Origin of the sequence: Thermoanaerobacterium thermosaccharolyticum DSM 571, assembly GCF_000145615.1 — a bacterium.
GTDB lineage: Bacteria > Bacillota > Thermoanaerobacteria > Thermoanaerobacterales > Thermoanaerobacteraceae > Thermoanaerobacterium > Thermoanaerobacterium thermosaccharolyticum.
Genome location: NC_014410.1, coordinates 1,561,073 through 1,581,903, shown reverse-complemented (window position 1 = coordinate 1,581,903; position 20,831 = coordinate 1,561,073). Strand labels below are relative to the sequence as shown.

Sequence of the window (20,831 nt, the reverse complement as noted above, 5' to 3'; positions counted from 1 at the left end):
ATGCTTAAGTTTAGGGAGACTCTTAAGATTGTTGTTGTGGGTCACGTTGATCACGGAAAGTCGACAGTTATCGGAAGGCTTTTATACGATACAAAGTCATTGCCGGAGGGGGCAATTGAAAAAGTAAAGAGAATATCAAAAGAAACTGGTAAGCCATTTGAATATGCGTATTTATTAGATGCTTTTGAAGAGGAACAAAAACAAGGTATAACCATCGATACAACGCAAATTCAATTTCATACAAAAAAAAGAGATTACGTAATAATAGATGCACCGGGACATGTAGAATTTTTAAAAAATATGATATCTGGTGCAGCTAATGCAGAAGCTGCGTTACTTGTTATCGACGCCAATGAAGGTGTAAGAGAACAGTCAAAAAGGCATGGATACATTCTTTCATTGCTGGGCATAAAAAAAGTTTATGTTCTAGTTAATAAAATGGACTTAATAGATTATTCGGAAGAAAAATTTTTAGATGTAAAAAGCGATATGGATACCTTTTTAAAAAGCATTAATGTCTTTCCACAAAAATATATACCCGTATCCGCTTTTTATGGTGAGAATATAGCTTTAAGGTCAAAAAAAATGCCGTGGTATAAAGGTGACACAGTCTTAGATGCTTTAGATATTTTTGAAAAGGATAAAGATATAATCGATAAACCACTGAGGTTACCTATACAAGACGTTTATAAATTTGACAATAGAAGGATTATTGCTGGCAGGATAGAATCTGGCGTACTTAATGTGGGAGATGAAATAGTAATATATCCAAGTAAAAGAACGTCTAAAATAAAAACCATCGAATACTGGCAAGAAAAAGACAAGACGACAAAAGTTGAAGCGGGAATGTCAGTCGGAATTACGCTTTTTGATGAGTTTTTTTATAAAAGGGGAGAATTTATAACCCGCAAGGATGATGAGGCTCCACTGGTAGGAGATACGTTTAAGGCGAATATATTCTGGATGGGTGAAAAAAGGCTGACAATGAATAAAAGATATAAACTTAAATTAGTTACACAAGAGACAGAATGTGAAATAGCCGCAATTAACAAAGCTATAGATGCTTCTACGCTTTTTTCCAATGACAACGCAAAAGAAGTAAATACTAATGAAGTCGCTGAAGTTGTGATAAAGACTAAAGATAAAATTTGTTTTGATGAATTTAGAAATAATCATGTAACAGGGAGATTTGTTATTGTAGATGGTTATGATATAAGTGGTGGGGGAATTATAAATGGCCTAGAGATTTTAGATGTAGCAAATAAATTTGTAAAAGAAAATGTGGAACTTCCAATAACCTGCTTTGATGAATATTATTATTTAATACCATACAACGAGATAAAGAAAGTAGCTGTTGAAAGAAAATCTTATAAAATAGGTGATAAGTTACCTATAAATGGAGACACATATTATTACCCTGATAATTTTGATGTTATTGACTTAAATAATGAGCTATCTGCCTTAATAAGGGATGGTAAACTGGTTGATTTAATCAATTTAAATGACTATAAGTATGAAGGTTATCCTGTATATAGCAGTGATGGATTTTTGGCAAGGGTAAAAAATCAAGATGATTTTATTAATTTTAAAAATGATTTTAAGGAGTCAAAATACGATTTAGTTGATTTTGCAAATAAGTGGTATGATCCTATAGCTAATAAACGGATTGTATATAAAGCCGTTTAAAAGCAGGAACTTAAGAGGTGTTTAATTTGTTTCTTATTATTCAGAATATATCAAAAAGTTTTGGATTTAATTCAAAAGCGAATTTAGTACTGGATAATGTTAATCTTTTAATAGACAAAGGGGAATTTGTATGTCTTGTTGGTCCTTCTGGTTGTGGCAAGTCTACACTGCTTAATATAATTGCCGGACTTGAAAGTGCGTCATGCGGCAGAATTATTTTAAATGGTAGTGCGGTAAGGGATGCAGGTATAGATAGAGCAGTCGTGTTTCAAGAATCTGCTCTTTTCCCTTGGCTTACAGTTATAGATAATGTAGAATTTGGGATGAAGATGGCAGGCATAAAAAAAGAAGAAAGAAAAAGAAGAGCTATGGAATATTTAAAAATGGTTCATCTTACAAAATTTAAAGATTCATATATTCATCAATTGTCTGGTGGCATGAGACAGCGAGTTGCACTTGCGAGAGCATTAGCCATTGATTCTCAGGTGCTCTTGATGGACGAACCATTTTCAGCCCTTGACAGTCAAACTAGAGGTATTTTACAGTTGGAATTGCAGCGAATTTGGATGGAAACAAAAAAGACGATTGTCTTTGTTACCCATAATATAGAAGAAGCGGTGGTATTAGCGGATCGCGTTGTTGTAATGTCGACTAATCCAGGAAGAGTCAAAAAAGAATTTAAGATAGAACTTTCTAGGCCAAGAAAACCAGAAAGTCCGGACGTAAATTACTATGTAAGGAAAATAATGGATGAATTAAGGGAGGAGGTAGAAAAAGTTGCAAAAGCTGAATATGACGGTGATTGGAGTGTTGAAAAAGATTTGTTTTTATCTAATGTTGATAGCAATATTGGAATTGGTCTATAAAATAAATACAGAAATCATAAAAATCTGGAATGCAAATATTATACCTTCTCCAATCTCTGTCTTTATTTTAATAATTAGATTATTCGAAACTAAAATGCTTATATATGCAATATTATCCAGCATGAGAAGACTTGTAATTGGATACTTAATATCTGTTGTAATTGGTTCTATCATAGGTTTTTTAATGATTCACTTTAAATATATTGAAGAAAATTTCAGCTCGTTGATATTGGGTTTACAGACTTTACCTAATCTTGCATGGGTGCCTTTTTCAATTCTTTGGTTTGGATACAATGAAAGTACAATAATTTTTGTTATTGCTATTGGCTCTATATTTTCTATTATTCTTGCTGTAGATTCAGGTATTAAAAACGTAAATTCGATTTATTTAAAAGCAGCTAAGACAATGGGGGCTAAAGGATATAAATTATATTCAAATGTGATCATTCCTGCAGCGCTTCCAAATATAATAGCAGGGCTTAAGGAAGGATGGTCATTTGCCTGGAGAGGTTTGATTTCTGGTGAGATGTTGGTATCTGCAACAGGTCTTGGACAGATTCTTTCGAAAGGAAAAGATGCATCTAATATAAGCCAGGTTGTTGCTGTAATGCTGATAATTTTAAGTTTGGGTTTAGTCATAGATAAATTCGTATTTGGAAGAATAGAAAAATCAATAAGGTGTAGATGGGGTTTGATGTAAAATTTTTATATTATGAGGTGAGATATAATGAGCATAGATAAATTAGATCTTGAATTATTAAATAATGAATATAAAGATAAAAGTCCATTTGAGATTATAAAGTATGTTTATGATAAAATTGGTGCATCTCGTGTTGTATTAGCTTCAAGTCTTTCAATAGAAGATCAGCTTTTAACAGATATACTATTGAAGATTGATAATAAGGCAAGGATATTTTTTATCGATACTGGAAGACACTTTCAATCCACATATGATCTGATGGAACGAACAATGAGGAGATATCATTTTAATTACGAAGTGTATACTCCTGAAAGCCAGGACTTAGAACCACTAATTAGAGAATATGGTCCGAATCTTTTTTACCAAAGCGTTGATCTTAGGAAAAAATGCTGTGAAATTAGAAAAGTCAAGCCGCTAAAAAGAGTTCTTGCTACGGTTGATGGATGGATATGTGGCTTAAGAAGAGAACAATCTGTAACTCGTGAGAATATAAATATATTTGAGTGGGACTACGTTCATTCTATATATAAGATAAATCCCATTGCATTTTGGACTGAAGATATGGTTTGGGAATATATAAAAAAAGAAAATATCCCTTACAACAGCCTTTATGATAAAGGCTTCAGAAGCATTGGATGTCAGCCTTGTACAAGGGCTGTAAAGCCTGGAGAAGATGTTAGGAGCGGAAGATGGTGGTGGGAGGATCCTGATAAAAAAGAATGTGGACTTCATGTTCAAAAACATATTACATTGTGATATAATATTAGCATACGTTTATTGCTAAACTATAGGAGGATTAAACTTATGAAGAGAATTACCCCCAATATTTACGTTGACAATTGTAAGGAGGTAATTGAATATTACAGGGAAGTTTTTGGCGGCGAGATAAAAAATGTTCAACTAGCCGATAATGTTGAAATGTTTAAAGGACATGAGGGCAAAATCATTCATTCGGAATTGCACATAAATGAGAATTGTGTTCTGTATTTTGTTGACAAGTTAGATAACCAAAAAGTGGTCAACAATCCGGAACTAATTCTTGATTAGAAAGCAAAGATGAGATAGACAGATTGTATGAAAAACTTAAAGAAAAGGGAACAGTTAGATTTGAATTACAAAAGACATTTTGGGGTGCTTATCATGCTATTGTAATTGACCAATATGGCATAAGTTGGTCTTTAAATTATCCTGAAAATTAAAAAATATAGCGGCTTCTTGCAGCCGCTATATTTTTTAATCATTACTGCTTAAAGGTGAATGTTTAAAATAGTTTAAATAAGTGATATAATCTACTTAAATATTAGTCTTGATTTATTATATGTAACAAAATTAATTTATAAGCTTATGGAGTAGCATATACAGAGGAGGTAAAAGCACAATCTCAAGGAGGTTAATAGGTGAATATGGTTCGCAGCCTTTTGAGTATAGATTGGGATTATTTTATTCCTTTGAAAAGAGATTGGCTAAATTCTTATGTTGAAAACAAAAGAAGCATAGAGGCAATCTGGTATAAGAGGTATATAAAAAGTGTTTTAAAAGGTGAGGATCTTGAAAAGTCAGTAGATACAACTTCTGTATTAAATGATTTTTGGGTCAAAATAAAAGAACATTTTGATTTTATAAGAAATATCAAAGTGTTTGTATCTGAATCTCATATGCTATCCTATTATATCGCCAAAGCTAATAAATGTGAAGAAGTGTATTCTTTCGACACACACGCTGATTTAGGCTATGCAGGAATGAGCTCGGTTAATTTTGAGCTAAACTGTGCCAACTGGCTGGGAAAGCTCTTAAATGAGGGCAAAATAAAAAGGGCTCACATAATATACAGTCCTCATACTTTTGAAAGACCTGAGGATTTTAAAGACTTCAATAAACTTTTTTCAATTCAATATTACAGGGATATAGATGTATTACCTGAAGGTATATACACGGTAGCTATTCATATTTGTAGATCGGGAGCATGGACTCCGCCTTGGCTAGATAACAAGTTTGAGAAATTTATAAAGAATCTCAATCTGCCCTATAAGGTGATTAAACTTTATAAGAGAGATTGGAATAGCAAAAAACTTTCACTTTCAGACCAGATTTTTTATCTTAATTTTGTATAAAAAGTAGTCAACTAAATACGTCATAAAGAGGCTGTCTTTAATACTTGCAGCGTTTTTGCGATATTCCATGACAAATTTTGCAATCTGGTTTTTTTAATTTTTTGAAAGGTTAAATTAAAACGTTATATAAGAATTAGTATTACCGCACAATAATTCTTTTTTTCATTGATAGTAGGATATCTGCGACCGCCTAATAAAAAAGGCCCCCCGGACGGTTCTTTGGTAGCATTATAGCATACTTGACAGGCTTGAAAAAGACTTGCAAGGTTTTTCACTCTGTTTCTTCCGGGACGGCCAAAGCTTGCTGTATTTTTACCACAAATAACATATCACATTTTCTTTATTATACACAACATAATTGTTCTTTTACTAACGCCAGCTAGTTAATTGAATGATCATTTATTTCCATTGCTTTAATGCACTACACATCGTCAATATTCAATTTAGAACACAGAAAACCTGCATTGAAATAGGTGTAATTGTTTTGTCAAAGAAAAAGGGAGTTAGTATCAATTTATATTTGAGCTAAAAAGCTCGGTCTAATTAAAACAAGCTAGTATACTTTACGATGTCAATTTATCCTTATTTTCAGCGTAGCCTGAGGAATGTCAATAACGTTCCTTTAAATTAGGTGATTCCTATCAGGAGTATTCAACATATTCAACTTCTGAGACGGGAAAAGTGGCATCATATTCATAGGATTTATCTTCTAAGTCGATAAGAAATGAATTTTCATATACTTTTTTTACGACGCCTTCAATTCTTTCTGCTTTATTTCTTCTATTTAAACCAATATTGACCGACTGACAAGTCAGCACAGCATATTCCAATGCTTCTAAAATGCCTTCATATACATCATCACACATACGGGTTACCCTCCTTTCTAACATTTTAAAGTTAGGAATTTAATGTCATGCTCCAAATTCAACCGACTTGACAGCATAGATACCTACGATAGCTTTGTCAATATCTTCGCCTGGTTCAACAGGCTCGGCAGGTTCCAGCCAAACACGGAAAGCTGTTCTCCATAATTTTTCTACTATTACTCCTTCCAGAACTGTGCCGCTATTTAAATTTATTGTGACTTGCTGACCTGTGTTGTAAGCTATTTCCAAAGCTTTTTTAACTGACAACTCTTCACACACTTTATTACCCTCCTTTCTTTATCATGGTAAATAATATACCAAGACAAAGAAATTTGTTACAACTATGGTTCTAAAAATCTGGAGAAATAGTCCACGCAGTACCATGCTTACCTAAGTGGTCAGTGAACTTATACCAAAATATAGGATTAGCTGAAAAATGGCTGGAATCGATTTTTGAGCCGGAATTCAATTACTATAGATTTGGGTATAGATTACCAACCTGTTTACTAGGTGTTGATTATTTTACGCTTATTATTTCTAGCATGTAACCATTTGAAAATGGCAGCTTTTTGTGGCGCATTTTTACCATTACACTCAACTTGCTGGCTTGTCTTTTCCAATAATTCAAAAGGAAAGTTTTTTTCTCAATTCAATCTCGATCCTTTCAATTAGTGTGAAAGTAAAATAATGAAATTTGTGCACACCAGAAAGAGCACCGTGTAAAGCTGCGTAAAATCCAAATAATATGAATATATATTGTTTAAAACAACGTACAATTCTGTTATAATTACTATTATGAACCATAGTGAAAACTTCCTGTATGCTTTGGTTTGAAATATATATCATACAAGATTTTCACAATGATTTCTATTTTTTGTATGTTGTATTTAATTATATAACAAACCAATCAAGATTTTCTTAAATAAGATATTGAAATTTCATTTTTAATATGGTAATATATTTTATGTGATTGCCGAAGTGGTGAAACTGGCAGACGCGCTGGACTCAAAATCCAGTGGTAGCGATACCGTGTGGGTTCGAGTCCCACCTTCGGCACCAATATTAAAGCTTATTATAGCCAATTTATAAAAATTGGCTTTTTGTTTTTTTATGATTTGCTAACATTCAATTTATGGTAATTGTAAAAATGTTATACCTCTACAAGGTATGGCGTTTTTTTATTCTATTTCTTGAAATAAAAAATAATACCTGCGCTTTGGCTATATCTATAAAAATGATTGTTTGTCAGAATCATAACCTTCATCAAGATAATATATAAAAATGGCCATACGTGATGTGCAATTACTGACGTCTATTGCTGCTCTTTCAAGATAATGTAATCTGTGCCATTCTTAATTAATCTTTATCTGTAACGCTATCTTTTTTAATTACTTCAATATGTTCTTTATAGTCTGAATTATATTTTGCTTCTTCATACAGAAATAAGGGATTAGGTTTTGAATTTTATGTTCAAGCTACTTGAAAACTGGGATGTTGCAATTGTTTATTTCAACTTTTTGCATTTGATTATTGCAAAAAACAATAACATATCACTAAGTGTTGTATTTAATATTGCAGTTTAGAAGAAAATCTTGATTAATACATTAATTCGGGATAATATATATTGTATCGAATATTTGTATGGAGTGAAATTTATGGATAGCAAATTGAGCAATACAGATAGAGAAAAAGCAGTATTAGTAGGGGTAATTATAAATGATGATGATGATAGTGAAAGTATGGAGGAATTAAAAGAGCTGGCCAAGACAGCTGGTGCAGATGTTGTAGGCATTATGACACAGGTCAGGACTAATATTGATAGAAATAGTTATATAGGAAAAGGTAAGCTTATCGAATTAAAACAATTTGTAGATAACATGGATATCGATTTAGTCATTATTAATGATGAATTATCTGGAAGTCAGCTTAAAAACATAGAAGAAACAATTAATAGAAAAGTCATTGATAGGACAAGTCTTATATTAGATATTTTTGCTGGAAGGGCAAAGTCTTCTGAAGGTATACTTCAAGTTGAACTTGCACAGTTAAAGTACAGACTGCCTAGGCTTCAAGGTCTAGGAAATGATTTATCTAGGCTAGGCGGAGGGATAGGCACAAGGGGACCTGGTGAGACTAAGCTGGAAACAGACAGAAGGTATATTCGTGAGAGAATAAAGACGATTGAAAGGAAATTAGAAGATTTGAAAAGACACAGGGAATTACTTCGGGAGAGAAGAAGAAAAAATGAAGTTCCTGTTGTAGCAATTGTTGGGTATACAAATGCCGGAAAATCAACATTAATGAATGCATTGACAGATTCTTCTGTCTATGTTGAGGATAAGCTTTTTGCTACTCTTGATCCAACAGCAAGAAAACTTGATTTGCCATCAGGTAGAGAAGCAATTTTGATAGATACTGTCGGATTCATAAGAAAGTTACCTCATGATTTAGTGGAAGCATTTAAATCAACGTTAGAGGAATCAAAATACGCTGATGTTCTTCTTCATGTGATTGACATAACGTCAAAAGATATAAAACATAAAATTGAAGTTGTAGAAAATGTTTTAAGAGATCTTGAAGCAATTGATAAGCCTATCATAAAGGTATACAATAAGTCTGATTTGTTGGAGCAAATGCCGGTTAATAAAGATAATGAAATTTACATTTCAGCAAAAGAAATGCTTGGTATTGATGAATTATTAAAGGCAATTGATAATGTTGCGTATAAAGATTTATTCGTATTAGACTTCTATTTTCCATACGCTAAAAACAAAGAATATTTGTTTTTAAAAAGAAATTCAAAAATTTTAAAAGAAGAATACGATGAAAAAGGTATAAAAATAAAAGCACAAGTAAGTGCAGTAGAAAAAAATATATTAAGAGATTTTATTATCTTTTAATAGCATTGTATTCAGCACTTTCTTGTGCTTTTACATTCTTTACAATTTGAACAATGTTTTTATAAGCTTTTATGACACCGTATGTTACCAATGGCCTTCCTATAATAGGGCTTTTCAATGCAATAGATATAAATCCTCCTATTTTCATGATCCAATTAGTAGCAGATGAAGTGTCTATTATAAGAAGACCGTCATTAGTATTAAATAAGTGATAATAGAAATCCTTTAATGCTGGTTCTATGAGCTTTTTGCCGTTTTTTACCCCTAAAGAATAGACATTATTGCCATATTCATCTGTACCTATTGATACAATGTGGCCGGTATCGTTTTGACCATTTAATTTATCAAACATGGGAATGCTTTCAATTTCTTCTTTTGTAGGTGTTTTATCAGTACGCAGCATCCCAATATGAATGTATGATGCAATAACCGATGTATGTGTTCCGCCATAGCAATGGTATATTATATGCATTGCAATCGCTCCTTTCAGAATATATTTTTTTAAAAAAGCAGGTATATTATACGAAGATTTTTAACCATTTTAGGAAATTTGAAATAATTTATACATAAATTTCTTAAAACTGCCAATAATAAAAATAAAATTAATAAATTTTTTAGAAGGAATTTAAAAGTTTGTAAAGAATATTATATAATATAGCAAATATTGTGATACAAAATCACAATAAAATATAAAAAGCTTAGGGGGCTTATATATGTTAATAAGGGAATGCTCTGGAGGAGTTGTATTCAGAGGAGATGAAGTATTTCTTCTGAAAAATGAGAAAAATGAATGGGTATTGCCTAAAGGTGCAATAAGAAACAATGAATTGTCTGTTGATGCTGCATTAAGAAGGGTACGAGCAGAGACCGGTTTAAAATCTTTGAATGTCTTATCCACTGCAGGAGAAACCAGCTATGAGTTCTATTCTGTTACACGTCAACGTCCTGTCTATAATAAAATCACATGGTATTTAATGTCCACTGATGATCAAGAATTTAACATTAGCACTGAAGATGGCTTTTCAGATGGTGGATTTTACCCGATTGACAAAGCTTTAGATCTTATTACTTACAGTCAAGACAGGGCTTTAGTAAACGTTTCTTATTACAAATACAAGTCTTTAAGCAAAGTAATTGCATAGACTTGCAAAAATAAAAGCCATGCGGCTTTTATTTTTATGGAATAATTTGATATAATTATTATGAGGTGGTAATTTGCTTTATAATTATAGAACGGTATATGAATATGGATGCCAAGAAATAGAAATAAAGCGCTCAAAATTTATAGGTCATGCAAAACCGGTGATGTCTGAAGAAGAGGCAATAGATTTTATCCAAAGTATAAAAGAAAAACACAAAAATGCAACACATAATGTATATGCGTATATATTAGGAGATAGAGATGAAATTCAAAGGTATAGCGATGACGGAGAGCCTTCAGGTACAGCAGGTGTACCTGTTTTAAATGTTATAAAAAGCGAAGGGTTAAAAAATACTGCTGTTGTTGTGACGAGGTATTTTGGAGGCATATTACTTGGAGCTAGTGGCTTAATAAGAGCATATGTCAAAGGAGCAAAATTAGGAATAGAAGCTGCTAAAATTGTGGAGAAGATTCTCTTTAAAAGTTTATATGTTACTATTGATTATACAATTTTAGGAACAGTACAAAATGACTTATTAAAAAATAATTTTATAATTAAAAACATTGATTATACTGACAAAGTTATATTGAATGTATATGTCCCATTTGTGGATAAAGAAAAGTTTGTAAAATACATTGTGGATTTGACAAACTCAAGGTCAGTTGTGAAAGAGGGTGGAGATATATATCTATATAAAAAAGATGATAAATATTTAGAATAAACAATTTGTACCTTGTATATAAATTTAATAAAATCAATTTGAATTGCCAAAATTTTTTCGGAGGTGCTTCAAATGAGCTATTATAAAGTGTTAATTTCATGTGGACATGTAGGCAATTCAAAAGAAATAACTATTGCAAGGTACTTTAAAGCAAAAAATATAATTGAAGCATTCGAGAGTGGCAACAGAATGCCAAGAGCCAAAAGAAAACATTCTTACACATCGGTTTTGCTTGTGAAGCCAATTGATGAAACGTCTTATATAGACGGTAAATTTCAAGAGAGGACAAATAGCTATCTTACGATTAATTTAGGATAAACAGGAAGGTGATAGAATGGATTATGTTGAAGAGGCATTGAAAAGAAAGGTTTGGGCTGTTGTAGGAGCAACAGACAGAAAAAATAAATTTGGATACAAGATATACAAAAATTTAAAACTTGAAGGATATACTGTATATCCTGTTAATCCCAATTATGAAACTGTAGACGGCGATTTATGCTATGAATCATTATCGAAATTGCCTGTAGTTCCAGAAGTTGTTGACATGGTTGTATCACCTAAAATAGGTGATGCATTTGTGGAGGAAGCATCAAAGTTAGGTGTTGATATTATATGGTTCCAGCCAGGGGCAGAAAGTGATGAATTGATTGAAAAAGCCAATAATCTAGGACTAAATGTTGTCTATAATACATGTGTTATGATGGAAACAGATAGACGAAAATAATCAAGTCTCACCTCTTCCATCGCCTTTAACATCATTTGTAACATAGTAATTCTCACAAATTTCAGTGTTTAATTTACTTCTTTTGAATTTTTTGTTTGTTTTTTTTATTTTGTATTTTTTCATTTTTACTTTCACCTATCTTTTGCTTAGATATTATTTCATAAATTCCCATGAGAAATAAGAATATAGCGAACATTTTTTTCAAAAAGTATGAATCTATATAAATAGATATATACGAGCCGATGAAACTTCCAATCAAACCGCTTATTATGATATAAAAAATTATATTTGTCATTATGTTTTTTTGCTTCAAATGATATAAAAGTGCGATGGAGGCAGTTGGGATAAACGATAGCAAGTTTATGCTTTGAGCGAGATGTTGTTCAACGCTAGCAAATATTGTCAAACCTGGAATCAATATTGTCCCACCGCCTATGCCCATGCCGCCGATAATTCCTGCTAGAATTCCTATTATAAATAATTTCATTGTGACGATCCTTTCACATGCTTTATTTAATAATCCATATTCTTATTGAAGCGATTATCATTATTATTCCAAATAATTTTCTCAAATATTTTATTGGAACTTTGTTCAAAAGAAATGCCCCCAACAATCCTCCTATAACACTGCCTAAAGTAACATTTAATGTTGTAGGAAAATTAAATATACCATTTTTTATGTATATTATAGAACTCAATACTGTAAGTGGCAATATTATGGATATTGCGGTAGCATGTGCTTTATGGTCTTCTATTCCCAGCAAGAAAACCATAAAAGGCACAATAATTGTACCACCGCCGGCTCCAAATAATCCGTTTAAGATTCCTGTAACAAAACCGATTATTAGCAATTTTATTCGATTAGCCATTTTATCACCTAAAAAACTATTTATAATATATTCTTGTATCAATTGACATAAGATATGTATAGGTTTAAAATTTTTATGTGAGATTAGAAAATATTATAGAAAAGTTGTATGGTATCATTATGAAAATTAAAAATTTTACTTATGGGATGTTTTTTGATAAAATATTTTTGGCACTAAGTAAAGGAGGTTTTTTATGTCTGGACATTCAAAATGGGCTAATATAAAGCACAAAAAAGAAAAGATGGATGCACAGAAGGGTAAAATATTTACAAAGCTTACTAAAGACATAATAATGGCTGCTAAGGAAGGCGGAGATCCGGAGACAAACAGTAAATTAAGAGATGCTATAGAAAAAGCAAAAGCTAATAATCTTCCCAATGATAATATACAAAGGGCAATCAAGAAGGGGACTGGCGAATTAAGTGGCGGAAATCTTGAAGAAGTTGTTTATGAGGGATATGGCCCTGCTGGTTCTGCGATAATAGTTGAAGCTTTAACAGATAATAAAAATAGAACTGCAGGCGATATAAGGCATATATTTGATAGGAGCGGAGGCAGCCTCGGTTCTTCTGGCTGTGTTGCTTGGATGTTTGATAAAAAAGGCCTTATAACCATTGAAAAAAGTGAAAACATTGATGAGGATGAGTTAGCTATGCTTGTTATAGATGCGGGTGCCGATGATTTCTCTTCTGATGGTGATGAATATGAGATATTGACAGATCCTTCTAATTTTCAGGCAGTTAAAGATGCTATAAAAAGTGCTGGTTATGAGATGTCATCTGCTGATATAACTATGATACCTCAGAACACAGTAAAGCTTTCTGACAGCGATTATGAAAAATTTGAAAAATTCATTGAAAAGCTTGAAGAAAATGATGATGTACAGGAAATATACCATAATGTAGATGTGCCAGATGAAGAGGAATAGAAGAAATGACTACATTTCTTCTATTTCCTTTTTTTCATTTTCTGTCAGTATTTTTTCCAAATCTAAGTTTATAATTAAACGATCGTCATAACTTACGACAGATTCAATGTATTCTTTTCCGATTCCTGCTATTATGTCGGGTGCTTCTTTTATAGAGCCGTTTTCAACGTGTAGCACTTCTGTTACAGAATCTACAATGAAGCCAACAGACTTTTCATTGATTTTGATTATTATTATTCTAGTGTCATCATCGTAATTAGTCAATTTCAACTTTAACCTCTTTTTAAGGTCTATAATAGGAATGACAGTACCTCTTAAATTGATTATACCTTCTACGAAACTTGGTACATCAGGTACTTTTGTTATAGTTTGCATTCTTATTATTTCTAGAACATCCATTATGTCGACGCAAAATTCTTCGTCGTTTAATTTAAATATAACTATTTGATTTAGCATAATAAACCATCTCCTCTCGAATGATATTATTCGATACAATTTTACAAAATCCTTCAAAAATTTTTATGTATAAAAAAATTTTTATTGGTTATAATTACAAAAAAGTGGAAGTAGCTAAAATACAAAAGGTAGGTTGTTATATTATGAAATTTCGTGGAAAGAGAACTATATCTATTATACTGATTTTTATAATAATAATCTTTTTGGCTGGATACCTATACTATATTAAATTTTATAATCGCCCTTCAAAAATACCGCAGTATACAAAGTCAAGCGTTAATAGTGTGATGTCAAAAGATTCTATAGGACCAAGTGGCAAATTGATTTTTGAAACTTTATATAAGGGGAATGGCGATCTTACAAGAGAAGAGCAAAAAATCGGGGCTTCACTTTATGGAAAGAGCAAAGAAGATATAGCGAAGATTTATAGCGGCTGGAGTATAAAAGAATTTAGAAATGACAGGATCGTTTTATATAGAGAAAAAAATGGTTTTCCATCGGATTATTATATAATCTCAAGTTCGGACGGATATGTGTCATTATTTAAAAGCGATGGCAATGGAGGTCGTTCTTTAGTTGAAAAAACTGATATCTCCGTAAATAATTTAAATCCAAATGATAAAGAAAGGATTTTAAATAATATAGTAGTAAAAGACATTGATGAAGCATATTCGATACTTGCAAACTTAAGCAGTTAAACTCCCTAAAATTTAGGGAGTTTTTTCTTGTCTATGTATAAGATAGATGTTAAAATATTATACGAGGAGGACTTTTAGATGAGGATTATTGGGATAGACCCCGGAATAGCGATTATGGGCTATGGAATAATTGATGATGATTGCGGTAAATTTAAAGTTTTAGAGTACGGTGCAATTACAACGCGTGTGGGTATAAAAAAAAGCATAAGACTTAAAGAAATATACGATGGTACGATATTATTGATTGAGAAGTATAGACCTGATGTTATGGCTATTGAAGAACTTTTTTTTAATAAAAATGCTAAGACTGTTATTACTATAGGCGAGTCTAGAGGAGTTGCCATCTTGGCTGCGGTTAATTGCGGAATAGATGTTTTTGAATATACGCCTCTACAAGTGAAACAGTCTGTTGTAGGGTATGGGAGGGCGGAAAAAAAACAGGTTCAGAATATGGTTAAAGCTATATTAGGCTTAAATGAGATACCAAAACCTGATGACGTGGCTGATGCATTGGCGGTGGCCCTTTGTCACTGCAATAGCAATATTATGAATATGAAATTGGGGTCATTAAAATGATAGATTATATAAAAGGTGCCATTGTAGAAAGAGGTATTGATTATGTTGTTGTTGAGACGCTGGGTATAGGATTTAAAATAATCGTGCCAACAAGTACGTTGAGAGAATTGCCAAATACAAACGATATAATAAAACTTTATACATATTTGCATGTAAAAGAGGATGGATTTCAATTTTATGGCTTTTTGACAATAAATGAGATGGAAATTTTTAAAAAATTGATTGCTGTAAATGGGGTAGGACCAAAGGCAGCAGTTTCAATTTTATCTACAATTTCGATTGATAATTTTTATAATGCCATAAAAAATGGTGACTCAAAGATTATAGAGAAATCTCCAGGTATTGGCAAGAAAACAGCTCAAAGGATAATACTGGAACTTAAAGACAAATTATTTATTAACAACGCAGAAGCAGTTAAAATTGATGATGCATCAGAAGATGTTTTAAATGCACTTTTATCTCTTGGTTATACCAGACAAGAATCGATATCAGCATTATACGGGATAGATTGTACTAATACTGAAAATGCCTTGAGAGAGGCATTGAAAAAGCTTATGAAATAAGGTGATTGTATGGAGGACAGAATTTTAACACAAAATTTTACACCAGAAGATGCCTCCGAGTATTCTTTAAGGCCTAAAAGGTTGTCTGAGTACATAGGTCAAACAAAGATAAAAGAGGAATTAAAAATTTATATAGAAGCAGCGAAAATGCGAAATGAGCCTCTTGATCATGTGCTGCTTTTTGGACCACCGGGTCTGGGTAAGACAACTCTTGCGAATATCATTTCAAATGAAATGGGTGTTGGCATAAGGATAACTTCTGGACCGGCAATAGAACGGGCCGGAGATTTAGCAGCAATACTTACTAATCTGCAGGAGAATGACATTCTTTTTATAGACGAAATACACAGATTAAATAGAAGTGTGGAAGAGATATTATATCCTGCCATGGAGGACTTTGAATTAGATATAATTATAGGAAAGGGACCGAGCGCTAGATCTTTAAGGCTTAACTTGCCGCATTTTACGCTTATAGGGGCAACGACTAGAGCGGGATTAATGACGTCTCCACTGAGGGATAGGTTTGGAGTTATTATGAGGCTAGAATTTTATTCTGTCAATGATTTAAGTGAAATAATAAAGAGGTCGTCTGCTATACTAAATATAGGTATAAATGATGAAGCTGCATATGAATTGGGACGGCGTTCTAGAGGGACGCCTAGGATAGCAAATAGACTTTTAAAAAGAGTGAGAGATTTTGCACAAGTAAAAGGTAATGGCTTTATAGATTTTGAAACTGCCAAAGATGCTCTTGATATGTTGGGCGTTGATGATATGGGTCTTGAGCACATCGATAGAAAAATGCTAAAGTCTATTATAGAAAAGTTTTCAGGCGGTCCTGTAGGGATAGACACTATTGCTGCATCAATAGGTGAAGAAAGTGAAACAATAGAAGATGTTTATGAACCGTATTTAATGCAGATTGGTTTTTTGAACAGAACTCCTAGAGGTAGGATAGCAACAAAATTAGCATATGAATATTTAAACTACAGTATTCCTGAATGAGGGGTAGATATGTTTCAAGAATTTGGAAAAGTTTTAATCAGCATTGGTGTAATTTTGGTTATAGTAGGTATAATTTTGTTGTTGGGAGGAAAATTTGGGATTGGTCATTTGCCTGGTGATATTATTCTAAAAAGAGGCAATTTTACTTTTTACTTTCCGTTGATGACATCTATTATAATTAGTCTGCTTTTAACGATTATATTGTGGTTTTTTAGAAAATAAAAATGTAAAGGGGTATTTGATGTGAGGTCGAAAAAGTATGTAGCTGTCTTTTTATTGTTTTTACTTATTTTAACCAGTACGTTAAGCTACGTTAATGCCAGCATTGACATGCCAAGTTTAGTGAAGATTGGGCTTTTTTATGGCTCAAGTTCTTTGCCATCTTATTCGTTATCTTCTGTAAGTGGCTTTAAATTAGGCGCAAATGACAATTCTGGAAATATCAGATACATATATAACATAGCTTCAAGCAGTGTTCAAGTGATGAAAGATGACAATTTTTATCTTCAAGAGGGAAACTTCCAGGATCAAGCAACTGCAGAAAGTGAACAATCAAAAATAAGTACAAGCATTCCAAATTCGATTGTTGGATATGACAGTGGTTTCCATATTTACATTGGTCCTTATTCAAACCAATCTGACGCAAATTCGGCAATGAAAAGTTTAATAGCGAAATTTCCGGATATAAAGATAGTATCCCCAAATAAAAATATAGTGATTACTCAGAACGGTAAAAATGTGTTTTTGTATGCTGAAAGCAATACACTTTATCTTATGAACTTAACTGGTGATAATCCAATTTCTATTAATGGAAAAAAGTACAGAGGTTATTATGAATTTATAAGGCAACAAGGAAGTGATATGACTGCAATAAATGTATTGCCTTTAGAAGAATATTTATATGGCGTTGTGCCAGCGGAAATGCCGGCTTCTTGGAATATAGAAGCATTAAAAGCGCAAGCTGTGGCAGCAAGAACTTATGCTGTCTATAATTTAGGCAAGTATAGTAAGTATGGATTTGATTTAACAAATGATGTAAATTGTCAGGCGTATAATGGATTTGACGGTGAAAATCCCAATTCAAACAAAGCTGTTGATGATACAAAGGGCGTAATTGCTGTTTATAATGGAAAGCCAATAGAAGCTATATTCCATTCTCATAGCGGTGGTTATACGGAAGATAGTGAAAATGTTTATTCAAATAGTGTTCCTTATTTAAGAGGCGTTGAGGATAAATATGTATTTGGCTATAACGAGTCTCTTGATAATTGGTCGGTGGATGTTACGGCAGATTCTATTGAACAAAAATTGAAAAGCAGTGGAGTTGATGTAGGAAATGTGGTTGATGTCAAGGTAACAAGCAAAAGTTGGACGGGCAGAGCTATACAAGTTACAATTTATGGTGATAAGGGGAACTATGTTTTGAACAAAAACGACATAAGAAGTTTTTTTAATTTAAAAAGTACGATGATAACAATAAACAACAATGGTGTAAACAGTGATAGTGAAGCGTACATATTATCGCAGCAAGGTGTTGTAAAAAAATCTTTACCTAATTTAAGTGTTATATCTGCTAACGGATTGAAAACTGTTGGCAGTGGTGATGTATATGTTTTGGGTCAAAGTGGCACAGCCAAGATAAGTGGACAAAAGGTTCCATCTGCGTCGTATACAATAAATGGAAGCGGTTTTGGACATGGGGTTGGGTTAAGTCAATATGGAGCTCGCGGAATGGCAGATCATGGGTATAATTATATTGATATATTAAAATACTACTATAAAGGTATTGACGTTTATGATACAATTAATAACAAGGCTTTATAAATAATACAGTAATATTTGGAGGCACAAATATGAATTTACATGAATTTTATTATGATTTACCTGAAGAGCTTATTGCACAGGAGCCGTTAAAAAACCGAGACGAGTCAAGATTGATGATTTTAAATAGGTTAACAGGTGAGATAAAACATGATATTTTTAAAAATATAATAAGTTATTTAAATCCGAATGATGTATTGGTTTTGAATGACACAAAGGTAATACCAGCAAGGTTAATAGGTGTTAGAGAAGATACAGGTGGCAAGATTGAATTTGTCCTTTTGAAAAGGCTAAGCAGTGACGAATGGGAGATATTAGTTAAGCCAGGAAGAAGAGCTAAAATAGGTTCAAAGTTCATTTTCGGCAATGGGGAGTTAAAAGCAGAAGTTATTTCAAACACAGATGTAGGCGGAAGAATTGTTAGATTTAGCTATGAAGGTATTTTTGAAGAAGTACTTGATAAATTAGGTGAAATGCCTGTACCACCGTATATTAAGAAAAAATTAGAAGATAAAAATATGTATCAGACGGTTTATGCAAAACATGAAGGTTCGGCTGCTGCGCCTACAGCAGGTTTACATTTTACAAATAAGCTTTTAGATGACATAAGAAAATATGGCGTAAAAACGGTATTTGTAACTCTTCATGTGGGACTTGGAACTTTTAGACCTGTTAAAGAAGAGGTAATAGAAAAGCATAAAATGCATTCCGAATTTTATACTGTTACAGAAGAAGCAGCACAGGCGATTAACACCGCCAGAGAAAGCGGTGGAAGGATTATCTCAGTTGGGACAACATCTACAAGGACTCTTGAAACAGTAGCTGATGAAAATGGAATTATTCATGCTGGTAGTGGATGGACTGACATATTTATATATCCAGGATATAAGTATAAAGCCATAGATGGTATTATAACTAATTTTCATTTGCCGGAATCGACATTGATTATGATGATATCTGCTTTTGCAGGCAAGGAAAATGTCATGAATGCATATAAAACAGCTATAGACAATAAATATAGATTTTATAGTTTTGGTGATGCAATGCTAATCATTTAAAAATGGGAGGATATAATGACAGCGATAAAATATGACTTGATAAAGAAGGAAAAAATGACAAAAGCAAGGCTGGGGGTCTTACATACTCCACACGGTGACATAGAAACACCTGTATTTATGCCTGTAGGAACACAAGCAACAGTAAAAACCATGACACCGGAAGAACTTAAAGAGATAGGTGCCAGAATAATACTAAGCAATACATATCATCTTTATTTGAGGCCAGGTCATGAAGTTATAAAAAAAGCTGGTGGACTGCATAAATTTATGAATTGGGACAGAGCGATATTGACTGACAGCGGTGGATTTCAGGTATTTAGCTTGGGACCACTAAGAAAGATTACAGAAGATGGGGTGGAATTTCGTTCACATTTAGATGGGTCAAGACATTTTTTGACTCCTGAAAAAGTCATAGAGATTGAAAATGCATTAGGCGCGGACATAATCATGTCATTTGATGAATGTGCGCCTTATCCGGCTGATTACGACTATGTCAAAAATTCCATGGAGATGACTTTAAGATGGGCAAAAAGAGGGAAAGAAGCACACAAAAATATTGACAAACAAGCTCTTTTCGGAATTGTTCAAGGTGGTACATATGATGATCTAAGAAGAGAATGTGCAAATAGATTAGTTGACATGGATTTTCCGGGATATTCAATTGGGGGGCTAAGTGTTGGCGAAGAAAAAGAATTGATGTATCATGTAGTTGATTATACGACAGATTTATTGCCGCAGGATAAACCCAGATATTTGATGGGAGTGGGAAGTCCCGATGATTTGATAGAAGGTGTCATAAGAGGAGTTGATATGTTTGATTGTGTTTTACCTACGCGGATAGCGAGAAATGGCACTGTATTGACTAGCAGTGGCAGGCTTATAGTAAGAGATGCGCCACATGCAGAGGAATTTATTCCATTGGATAGTGAATGTGATTGCTATACATGTAAGAATTTTTCAAGGGCATACATCAGACATTTGTTTAAAGCTAACGAAATTTTAGCGGCGAGGCTTGCGACAATACATAATTTAAGATTTTTGACAAAACTCATGGAAGACATTAGGGAGGCAATTAAGCAAGACAAGCTGCTTGAATTTAAATCACAGTTTTATAAAAAATATGAATATAAGGAGGAATAAA

The 20,831-nt window shown here is 32.8% G+C and carries 26 protein-coding genes, 1 tRNA gene and 1 pseudogene; 22 read left to right on the top strand and 6 right to left on the bottom strand.

All coding sequences use genetic code 11. The features are described from left to right. The 7 genes and pseudogenes from TTHE_RS07890 (at position 1) to TTHE_RS07865 (ending at position 5,363) form a co-directional block, all read left to right on the top strand. Positions 1–1,686, top strand: a complete 1,686-nt coding sequence (locus tag TTHE_RS07890) for a sulfate adenylyltransferase subunit 1 (RefSeq protein ID WP_013298063.1) — start codon at positions 1–3, stop codon at positions 1,684–1,686. A 17-nt stretch (positions 1,687–1,703) separates the two neighbouring features. Further along, on the top strand, positions 1,704–2,552 hold the full coding sequence (locus tag TTHE_RS07885; protein WP_013298062.1) for an ABC transporter ATP-binding protein: 849 nt from the start codon (positions 1,704–1,706) through the stop codon (positions 2,550–2,552). Continuing rightward, a complete protein-coding gene (locus TTHE_RS07880) occupies positions 2,521–3,252 on the top strand; it encodes an ABC transporter permease (RefSeq protein WP_013298061.1) in 732 nt (243 codons plus the stop codon). The genes TTHE_RS07885 and TTHE_RS07880 overlap by 32 nt, the downstream gene beginning before the upstream one ends. A gap of 27 nt (positions 3,253–3,279) precedes the next feature. Continuing rightward, complete coding sequence (locus TTHE_RS07875; protein ID WP_013298060.1) at positions 3,280–4,008, top strand: phosphoadenylyl-sulfate reductase; 729 nt, start codon at positions 3,280–3,282, stop codon at positions 4,006–4,008. A gap of 48 nt (positions 4,009–4,056) precedes the next feature. Further along, positions 4,057–4,299 (top strand): VOC family protein, encoded by a 243-nt coding sequence (locus TTHE_RS14385; RefSeq protein ID WP_196793611.1) that lies wholly within the window; start codon positions 4,057–4,059, stop codon positions 4,297–4,299. An 11-nt stretch (positions 4,300–4,310) separates the two neighbouring features. Continuing rightward, positions 4,311–4,451 (top strand): annotated as a pseudogene (locus tag TTHE_RS14830) (VOC family protein); the annotation flags it as partial. A gap of 204 nt (positions 4,452–4,655) precedes the next feature. After that, positions 4,656–5,363 carry a hypothetical protein gene (locus TTHE_RS07865; RefSeq protein WP_041587569.1) on the top strand — a complete coding sequence of 236 codons (708 nt, stop codon included), beginning with the start codon at positions 4,656–4,658 and terminating at the stop codon, positions 5,361–5,363. A 641-nt stretch (positions 5,364–6,004) separates the two neighbouring features. Here TTHE_RS07865 and TTHE_RS07860 read toward each other — a convergent pair. Together TTHE_RS07860 and TTHE_RS07855 are read right to left on the bottom strand one after the other, a co-directional pair. Further along, positions 6,005–6,229: a hypothetical protein gene (locus TTHE_RS07860; protein WP_013298058.1), complete on the bottom strand. Its 225-nt coding sequence runs from the start codon at positions 6,227–6,229 to the stop codon at positions 6,005–6,007. Positions 6,230–6,274: 45 nt separating this feature from the next. Further along, the gene (locus TTHE_RS07855; RefSeq protein ID WP_013298057.1) at positions 6,275–6,508 is read right to left on the bottom strand and encodes a hypothetical protein; all 234 of its coding nucleotides are present in this window, start codon (positions 6,506–6,508) and stop codon (positions 6,275–6,277) included. A gap of 693 nt (positions 6,509–7,201) precedes the next feature. Here TTHE_RS07855 and TTHE_RS07845 point away from each other — a divergent pair. Both TTHE_RS07845 and hflX read left to right on the top strand, forming a co-directional pair. After that, a tRNA-Leu gene (locus TTHE_RS07845) sits at positions 7,202–7,288 on the top strand. Between the two features lie 596 nt (positions 7,289–7,884). Next, complete coding sequence (gene hflX, locus TTHE_RS07840; protein ID WP_013298056.1) at positions 7,885–9,129, top strand: GTPase HflX; 1,245 nt, start codon at positions 7,885–7,887, stop codon at positions 9,127–9,129. Here the strand turns inward: hflX and TTHE_RS07835 are convergent. Continuing rightward, entirely contained in the window at positions 9,119–9,601 is a 483-nt protein-coding gene (locus TTHE_RS07835; RefSeq protein ID WP_013298055.1) for a DUF3189 family protein, read from the bottom strand. The genes hflX and TTHE_RS07835 overlap by 11 nt on opposite strands. A 241-nt stretch (positions 9,602–9,842) precedes the next feature. Here TTHE_RS07835 and TTHE_RS07830 point away from each other — a divergent pair, with 241 nt between their 5' ends. The 4 genes from TTHE_RS07830 to TTHE_RS07815 all read left to right on the top strand — a co-directional run bounded on the left by TTHE_RS07830 (position 9,843) and on the right by TTHE_RS07815 (position 11,716). Continuing rightward, positions 9,843–10,271, top strand: a complete 429-nt coding sequence (locus TTHE_RS07830) for an NUDIX hydrolase (protein ID WP_013298054.1) — start codon at positions 9,843–9,845, stop codon at positions 10,269–10,271. Positions 10,272–10,344: 73 nt separating this feature from the next. Further along, entirely contained in the window at positions 10,345–10,992 is a 648-nt protein-coding gene (locus TTHE_RS07825) for a YigZ family protein (protein ID WP_013298053.1), read from the top strand. Between the two features lie 72 nt (positions 10,993–11,064). After that, complete coding sequence (locus TTHE_RS07820) at positions 11,065–11,310, top strand: hypothetical protein (protein WP_013298052.1); 246 nt, start codon at positions 11,065–11,067, stop codon at positions 11,308–11,310. Between the two features lie 16 nt (positions 11,311–11,326). Next, positions 11,327–11,716 carry a CoA-binding protein gene (locus tag TTHE_RS07815; RefSeq protein WP_013298051.1) on the top strand — a complete coding sequence of 130 codons (390 nt, stop codon included), beginning with the start codon at positions 11,327–11,329 and terminating at the stop codon, positions 11,714–11,716. Positions 11,717–11,789: 73 nt separating this feature from the next. Here the strand turns inward: TTHE_RS07815 and TTHE_RS07810 are convergent, their stop codons facing one another. Continuing rightward, positions 11,790–12,203, bottom strand: coding sequence for a sulfite exporter TauE/SafE family protein (locus TTHE_RS07810; protein ID WP_013298050.1), 414 nt, complete (start codon positions 12,201–12,203; stop codon positions 11,790–11,792). Positions 12,204–12,225: 22 nt separating this feature from the next. Then, a complete protein-coding gene (locus TTHE_RS07805) occupies positions 12,226–12,585 on the bottom strand; it encodes a sulfite exporter TauE/SafE family protein (RefSeq protein WP_013298049.1) in 360 nt (119 codons plus the stop codon). A 193-nt stretch (positions 12,586–12,778) separates the two neighbouring features. On the opposite strand from TTHE_RS07805, the gene TTHE_RS07800 reads away from it, so the two are divergent. Further along, entirely contained in the window at positions 12,779–13,513 is a 735-nt protein-coding gene (locus tag TTHE_RS07800; RefSeq protein WP_013298048.1) for a YebC/PmpR family DNA-binding transcriptional regulator, read from the top strand. Between the two features lie 9 nt (positions 13,514–13,522). Here TTHE_RS07800 and TTHE_RS07795 read toward each other — a convergent pair whose 3' ends face one another. Continuing rightward, positions 13,523–13,969, bottom strand: coding sequence for a chemotaxis protein CheW (locus TTHE_RS07795; protein WP_013298047.1), 447 nt, complete (start codon positions 13,967–13,969; stop codon positions 13,523–13,525). 143 nt (positions 13,970–14,112) lie between these two features. Here TTHE_RS07795 and TTHE_RS07790 point away from each other — a divergent pair, with 143 nt between their 5' ends. The 8 genes from TTHE_RS07790 to tgt all read left to right on the top strand — a co-directional run bounded on the left by TTHE_RS07790 (position 14,113) and on the right by tgt (position 20,830). Continuing rightward, a complete protein-coding gene (locus TTHE_RS07790) occupies positions 14,113–14,667 on the top strand; it encodes a hypothetical protein (protein ID WP_223814577.1) in 555 nt (184 codons plus the stop codon). Between the two features lie 78 nt (positions 14,668–14,745). Next, positions 14,746–15,243: a crossover junction endodeoxyribonuclease RuvC gene (ruvC, locus tag TTHE_RS07785; RefSeq protein ID WP_013298045.1), complete on the top strand. Its 498-nt coding sequence runs from the start codon at positions 14,746–14,748 to the stop codon at positions 15,241–15,243. Then, a complete protein-coding gene (gene ruvA / locus TTHE_RS07780; protein WP_013298044.1) occupies positions 15,240–15,806 on the top strand; it encodes a Holliday junction branch migration protein RuvA in 567 nt (188 codons plus the stop codon). The genes ruvC and ruvA overlap by 4 nt, the downstream gene beginning before the upstream one ends. 9 nt (positions 15,807–15,815) lie before the next feature. Further along, positions 15,816–16,811, top strand: coding sequence for a Holliday junction branch migration DNA helicase RuvB (gene ruvB, locus TTHE_RS07775; protein WP_013298043.1), 996 nt, complete (start codon positions 15,816–15,818; stop codon positions 16,809–16,811). A 9-nt stretch (positions 16,812–16,820) separates the two neighbouring features. Continuing rightward, positions 16,821–17,033 carry a DUF2905 domain-containing protein gene (locus TTHE_RS07770; protein WP_013298042.1) on the top strand — a complete coding sequence of 71 codons (213 nt, stop codon included), beginning with the start codon at positions 16,821–16,823 and terminating at the stop codon, positions 17,031–17,033. 21 nt (positions 17,034–17,054) lie between these two features. Next, complete coding sequence (locus TTHE_RS07765) at positions 17,055–18,635, top strand: SpoIID/LytB domain-containing protein (RefSeq protein ID WP_013298041.1); 1,581 nt, start codon at positions 17,055–17,057, stop codon at positions 18,633–18,635. A gap of 29 nt (positions 18,636–18,664) precedes the next feature. Next, positions 18,665–19,690 (top strand): tRNA preQ1(34) S-adenosylmethionine ribosyltransferase-isomerase QueA, encoded by a 1,026-nt coding sequence (gene queA, locus TTHE_RS07760; RefSeq protein ID WP_013298040.1) that lies wholly within the window; start codon positions 18,665–18,667, stop codon positions 19,688–19,690. A 15-nt stretch (positions 19,691–19,705) separates the two neighbouring features. Next, the gene (gene tgt / locus TTHE_RS07755; RefSeq protein ID WP_013298039.1) at positions 19,706–20,830 is read left to right on the top strand and encodes a tRNA guanosine(34) transglycosylase Tgt; all 1,125 of its coding nucleotides are present in this window, start codon (positions 19,706–19,708) and stop codon (positions 20,828–20,830) included. Position 20,831: the final 1 nt, after the last annotated feature.

Excerpts from the sequence above, each read along its gene's own strand:
- TTHE_RS07890 (WP_013298063.1), top strand. The coding sequence starts at position 1 with ATGCTTAAGTTTAGGGAGACTCTTAAGATTGTTGTTGTGGGTCACGTT.
- TTHE_RS07880 (WP_013298061.1), top strand. The coding sequence starts at position 2,521 with ATGTTGATAGCAATATTGGAATTGGTCTATAAAATAAATACAGAAATC.
- TTHE_RS07875 (WP_013298060.1), top strand. The coding sequence starts at position 3,280 with ATGAGCATAGATAAATTAGATCTTGAATTATTAAATAATGAATATAAA.
- TTHE_RS14385 (WP_196793611.1), top strand. The coding sequence starts at position 4,057 with ATGAAGAGAATTACCCCCAATATTTACGTTGACAATTGTAAGGAGGTA.
- TTHE_RS07865 (WP_041587569.1), top strand. The coding sequence starts at position 4,656 with ATGGTTCGCAGCCTTTTGAGTATAGATTGGGATTATTTTATTCCTTTG.
- TTHE_RS07860 (WP_013298058.1), bottom strand. The coding sequence starts at position 6,229 with ATGTGTGATGATGTATATGAAGGCATTTTAGAAGCATTGGAATATGCT.
- hflX (WP_013298056.1), top strand. The coding sequence starts at position 7,885 with ATGGATAGCAAATTGAGCAATACAGATAGAGAAAAAGCAGTATTAGTA.
- TTHE_RS07835 (WP_013298055.1), bottom strand. The coding sequence starts at position 9,601 with ATGCATATAATATACCATTGCTATGGCGGAACACATACATCGGTTATT.
- TTHE_RS07830 (WP_013298054.1), top strand. The coding sequence starts at position 9,843 with ATGTTAATAAGGGAATGCTCTGGAGGAGTTGTATTCAGAGGAGATGAA.
- TTHE_RS07820 (WP_013298052.1), top strand. The coding sequence starts at position 11,065 with ATGAGCTATTATAAAGTGTTAATTTCATGTGGACATGTAGGCAATTCA.
- TTHE_RS07815 (WP_013298051.1), top strand. The coding sequence starts at position 11,327 with ATGGATTATGTTGAAGAGGCATTGAAAAGAAAGGTTTGGGCTGTTGTA.
- TTHE_RS07810 (WP_013298050.1), bottom strand. The coding sequence starts at position 12,203 with ATGAAATTATTTATAATAGGAATTCTAGCAGGAATTATCGGCGGCATG.
- TTHE_RS07805 (WP_013298049.1), bottom strand. The coding sequence starts at position 12,585 with ATGGCTAATCGAATAAAATTGCTAATAATCGGTTTTGTTACAGGAATC.
- TTHE_RS07800 (WP_013298048.1), top strand. The coding sequence starts at position 12,779 with ATGTCTGGACATTCAAAATGGGCTAATATAAAGCACAAAAAAGAAAAG.
- TTHE_RS07795 (WP_013298047.1), bottom strand. The coding sequence starts at position 13,969 with ATGCTAAATCAAATAGTTATATTTAAATTAAACGACGAAGAATTTTGC.
- TTHE_RS07790 (WP_223814577.1), top strand. The coding sequence starts at position 14,113 with ATGAAATTTCGTGGAAAGAGAACTATATCTATTATACTGATTTTTATA.
- ruvC (WP_013298045.1), top strand. The coding sequence starts at position 14,746 with ATGAGGATTATTGGGATAGACCCCGGAATAGCGATTATGGGCTATGGA.
- ruvA (WP_013298044.1), top strand. The coding sequence starts at position 15,240 with ATGATAGATTATATAAAAGGTGCCATTGTAGAAAGAGGTATTGATTAT.
- ruvB (WP_013298043.1), top strand. The coding sequence starts at position 15,816 with ATGGAGGACAGAATTTTAACACAAAATTTTACACCAGAAGATGCCTCC.
- TTHE_RS07770 (WP_013298042.1), top strand. The coding sequence starts at position 16,821 with ATGTTTCAAGAATTTGGAAAAGTTTTAATCAGCATTGGTGTAATTTTG.
- queA (WP_013298040.1), top strand. The coding sequence starts at position 18,665 with ATGAATTTACATGAATTTTATTATGATTTACCTGAAGAGCTTATTGCA.
- tgt (WP_013298039.1), top strand. The coding sequence starts at position 19,706 with ATGACAGCGATAAAATATGACTTGATAAAGAAGGAAAAAATGACAAAA.